Raw genomic sequence first — 4,438 nt, forward strand, 5'->3', positions numbered from 1 at the left:
GGTTTTTTTATGGGCGCGGAAAAGACGGCTCGACAGAAACCCGGTATCCTGATGCGTCTTGAATCTGTGATCCGAACCAACGATCAAAGGCGAAACGAATGCAATTCATCGACTTGAAATCGCAGTATCGACTGATCGAAGACGACGTGAAGACCCGGATTCATGCGGTCCTCGAACACGGGCAATACATCATGGGACCCGAGGTCGAAGCGCTGGAGATGGCGCTCGCTGCCTTCGTCGGCACGCGGCACTGCATTGGTCTCTCGAGCGGAACAGACGCCTTGCTCGCGGCCATGATGGCGCTGGAGATCGGTCGAGGCGACGAGGTCATCACGACCCCGTTCACCTTCATCGCTACCGGCGAGATGATCGCGCTGCTCGGCGTGCGGCCGGTCTTCGTCGACATCGACCCTGTAACCTACAACATCGACCCAGCCCGCATCGAAGAGGCGATCACCGGGCGTACCCGAGCCATCATGCCGGTTTCCCTCTACGGCCAATGCGCGGATATGGACGCCATCAACGAGATCGCCACACGACATCGCCTTCCCGTGATCGAAGACGCCGCCCAGAGCTTCGGAGCCAGCTACAAGGGAACGCGGTCCTGCGCCCTGTCCTCGATCGGCTGTACGTCCTTCTTCCCTTCCAAGCCGCTGGGCGCGTACGGCGATGCCGGAGCCTGTTTCACGAACGACGATGATGTAGCGAAAAGGTTGAAGGAGATCCGGAACCACGGCCAAGATCGCCGATATCACCATCCGCGCCTCGGCCTAAATGGCCGTATCGACACGCTTCAGGCTGCGATTCTTCTTGCGAAGCTGCCGCTGTTCGCCAACGAGATCGACGCGCGAATTCGGATCGGGGCGCGCTATTCCGACTTGTTTCTGTCCAGAGGAGCAACCTCGAGCGAGGTTGCCGACGGCGCAGTGCTGACTCCCTTCATCGCACCCGGCAACGAGTCGGTCTTTGCCCAGTACACCATCCAGGTCGACCAGCGCGATCGAGTCGCCGAAACATTGGCGGCCGAAGGCATCCCGACGGCGGTGCACTACCCTGTGCCGCTCAACGAACAGCCCGTATTTCAACCGAGCCTGGAGCGATTCGGGACACCGATCAGCGCGCGTGTGGCACAGCGAGTCATCAGTCTCCCGATGCACCCCTATCTGTCGGATGATGAACAGGTCCGGATCGTGGACGCGGTCACGAAGGCCACCGGCCTCGGCACTGATTAAGGTCAGTCGACGAAAGGAGGATTGAAGGAAAGCAATCGCAAACCTAAACCGCATCCACTCCGACGCCCGTCGACGGGATGATGGATCGACTCTGCTCCGGCGCAACCCGGATCACTCGGAGCGGTTTAGAGCAAAACCAGATTGTCGCGATGAATCAACTCCTCCTCGTCGAGATAGCCGAGGATAGCCTCGAATCCGCTCGACGGGTGACCTTTGATCCTCGCGACTTCCTGCACATCGTAGTTGACCAAGCCCCGCGCCACTTCACGGCCGGATTCGTCGACACAGGCAACGACCTCGCCACGATTGAAGGCGCCCTGCACCTCTTTGACGCCGACCGCGAGCAAACTCGTCCCCTTCTCGCGCAAGGCACGCACGGCCCCGGCATCGAGCGTAAGACGGCCCCGAACCTGCAGATGACCGGCCAACCACTGCTTGCGCGCCGCCTGAGGGCCCTGGAAGGGCACCAGCAAGGTCCCGACGCCCTCCCCTTCTCCGATCCGCCTCAGGACGTCTTCTCCGCGCCCGGGAGCAATCACCGTCGGCGTACCCGAGCGCGCTGCAAGGCGAGCTGCACGGACCTTGGTCACCATTCCACCCGTCCCCAGACCCGTGACGCTGCCGCCGGCAACGCGGTCCAGTTGAGGGTCGTCGACCCGGGTCTCGGGAATCAAGCAGGCATCGGCGTGAGCGCGCGGATCCCGATCGAACAGACCGTCTTGATCGGTCAGAAGAATCAGAAGGTCGGCCTGGATCAGGTTGGCGACCAGTGCAGCCAAGGTATCATTGTCGCCGAAGCGCAATTCGTCGGTTGCAACCGTATCGTTCTCGTTGATGACCGGGATCACGCCGAGCTTGAGCAGGGTGCGAAGGGTGCTGCGGGCGTTGAGATAGCGAGCGCGATCGGCAAGATCGTCACGGGTGAGGAGCACTTGCGCGGTGTGTAGTCCGCGCGCCTGGAAACAGTCTTCATACGCGCGCACGAGCCCCATCTGTCCGATCGCGGCGGCCGCCTGCAATCCATGGAGCGCTTTCGGACGCACCCGCCAGCCCATCCGCGCCATTCCCTCAGCGACCGCGCCAGAGGACACCAGAACCACCTCATTGCCCGCCATGCGACGCGCGGTGATCTGCTCCACCCACGGAACGAGCATACTGCGCTCAAGTCCTGCACCGTCGCGGGTCAACAATGCACTTCCGATCTTCACGACCCATCGACGCGTGAAGGGGATCATGGCGCGCGAAATCATAGAAGAGATCCAGTCAGGTCAGTCGAGTGGATGCCATTCGGTCTCGGGTCCTGCAGAATCGCCATCGGCGCCCGTATCCCGATCGGCTCCTGCCTGCTCGGCAGCGGCCCTGTCGGCAGCCAATGCTTCGAGTCGAGTCATCAAATCGCCCATCAGCGCCGTCGTGCCCTCCCCCGTCATCGCGGAGATCCCATAGACGGGTGACGTCCACTCAAGGCGGGCAATGATCTCGTCGCGCCGCAGCTCGTACTCATCGGGGAGCAGGCGATCGACCTTGTTGAGCACCAACCAACGCTCCTTGAGCGTGAGTCCTTCGCCGAACGCGGAGAGCTCCGCCTCGATCTTGCGAACCTGCTCGACGGGATCCACCGCCTCGTCCAGCGGGGCGACATCGACCAGATGCAACAGAAAACGTGTGCGGGAGAGATGTTTGAGAAAGTGGCTCCCGAGCCCCGCACCGTCCGCCGCACCCTCGATCACGCCGGGGATGTCGGCAATCACGAAGCTGCGGTCGCGACCGAGCCGCACCACGCCGAGGTTGGGATAAAGTGTCGTGAAGGGATAGTCGGCAACCTTCGGACGCGCACTGGAGACCTGGCGAATCAGAGAAGATTTGCCGGCATTGGGAAAGCCGAGCAAGCCGACGTCCGCGAGCAGGATCAGCTCGAGCTGGAGGTCTCGGCGCTCTCCCGGTGTCCCCGGGGTGAACTGCCTCGGGGTTCGGTTGGTGCTGGATTTGAAGCGCGCGTTCCCGATGCCGTGAAAGCCGCCTTGCGCAACCAACATCTGTTGGCCGGACTCCAGGAGCTCGCCGATCAACTCGCCGGTCTCGCGCTCGAAGACGCGCGTCCCGACCGGGACCCGAATCACGAGATCCGCGCCGGCACGACCGGTCATGTCCCGACTCCTGCCGTTCTGCCCCCGCTCCGCGCGATGCACGCGTTGGTAACGCAGATCCACCAAGGTATTCAGATTGACATCGGCGATCAGGTGGACGCTGCCGCCGTTGCCCCCGTCGCCGCCGTTGGGTCCGCCCTTCGGAATGTATTTCTCGCGACGAAAGCTGACGCAGCCGCTGCCGCCGTCTCCCGCCTCGACCCGAATGAAAGCCTCGTCGACGAATTTCATACCTCAAACAACCTCATCGCTGAAACGAAAAGAGCCCCGCCGAAACGGCGAGGCTCGCGTGCCCGTTGCGATGGGTAGCGCCCGAACCGTTCAGGCCGAGCCGACAGCTGCAGGCTTTTCGACCACGGTCACGAATTTACGATTCTTCGGCCCCTGCTCGACAAAGGTCACGATCCCGTCGCGCAGCGCAAAGAGCGTGTGGTCGCGTCCGCAACCGACGTTGACCCCGCGATGGAATCGAGTACCGCGTTGGCGCACGATGATGGCCCCGGCCTTGACGACCTGCCCACCGAAGACCTTGACGCCGAGCCGCTTGGATTCCGAATCACGCCCGTTGCGCGAGCTGCCGCCAGCTTTCTTATGTGCCATGGGAGTCTCCTCTTCAGCCGGCGCTGATCGCCGTAATCTTTAGGGCGGTGAACGATTGACGATGGCCCTGGCGTTTCAAGTGATGCTTGCGCCGCCGGAACTTCACGATCATGACCTTCTTCGCACGCCCGTGGCTTTCGACCGTTGCGCTGACCTTACCGCCTTCGACGTAAGGCTTGCCGACCTTGACATCGTCCCCGTCGGCCACCAGAAGAACCTGATTGAAGTCGACGACAGCGCCCTGCTCCGCCGCCATCTTTTCTACCTTGACGGTGTCGCCTTCGGAAACCCGGTATTGTTTGCCACCGGTTTGAATGACCGCGTACATGTCTGAAGATCCCCAAAACCATTCGGCGAGATCGGCGACGGGCGCCGAAACAAAAGAAGCGGAATACTACTCAACGGATGCCCCGCGGTCAAGAAGGTTGGCGCAGGCGGGTGCGACCGAAACTGATGCGC

Annotated in this window: 5 protein-coding genes; 1 reads left to right on the top strand and 4 read right to left on the bottom strand. The window is 62.1% G+C overall.

The window, feature by feature from the left end:
• Positions 1-98 precede the first annotated feature (98 nt).
• Positions 99-1,232: a DegT/DnrJ/EryC1/StrS family aminotransferase gene (locus B4N44_RS02790; RefSeq protein WP_296696723.1), complete on the top strand. Its 1,134-nt coding sequence runs from the start codon at positions 99-101 to the stop codon at positions 1,230-1,232.
• A 125-nt stretch (positions 1,233-1,357) separates the two neighbouring features.
• Here the strand turns inward: B4N44_RS02790 and proB are convergent, their stop codons facing one another.
• From proB to rplU, 4 genes are all read right to left on the bottom strand, one after another.
• Entirely contained in the window at positions 1,358-2,482 is a 1,125-nt protein-coding gene (gene proB / locus B4N44_RS02795) for a glutamate 5-kinase (RefSeq protein ID WP_296696725.1), read from the bottom strand.
• A gap of 18 nt (positions 2,483-2,500) precedes the next feature.
• Positions 2,501-3,610: an Obg family GTPase CgtA gene (cgtA, locus tag B4N44_RS02800; protein ID WP_296696727.1), complete on the bottom strand. Its 1,110-nt coding sequence runs from the start codon at positions 3,608-3,610 to the stop codon at positions 2,501-2,503.
• 90 nt (positions 3,611-3,700) lie between these two features.
• Positions 3,701-3,979 (bottom strand): 50S ribosomal protein L27, encoded by a 279-nt coding sequence (gene rpmA / locus B4N44_RS02805; protein ID WP_296696729.1) that lies wholly within the window; start codon positions 3,977-3,979, stop codon positions 3,701-3,703.
• 13 nt (positions 3,980-3,992) lie between these two features.
• Positions 3,993-4,307: a 50S ribosomal protein L21 gene (gene rplU, locus B4N44_RS02810; protein WP_296696730.1), complete on the bottom strand. Its 315-nt coding sequence runs from the start codon at positions 4,305-4,307 to the stop codon at positions 3,993-3,995.
• Positions 4,308-4,438 lie beyond the last annotated feature (131 nt).

The organism is Thiocapsa sp. UBA6158 (assembly GCF_002423035.1).
Lineage (GTDB): Bacteria > Pseudomonadota > Gammaproteobacteria > Chromatiales > Chromatiaceae > Thiocapsa.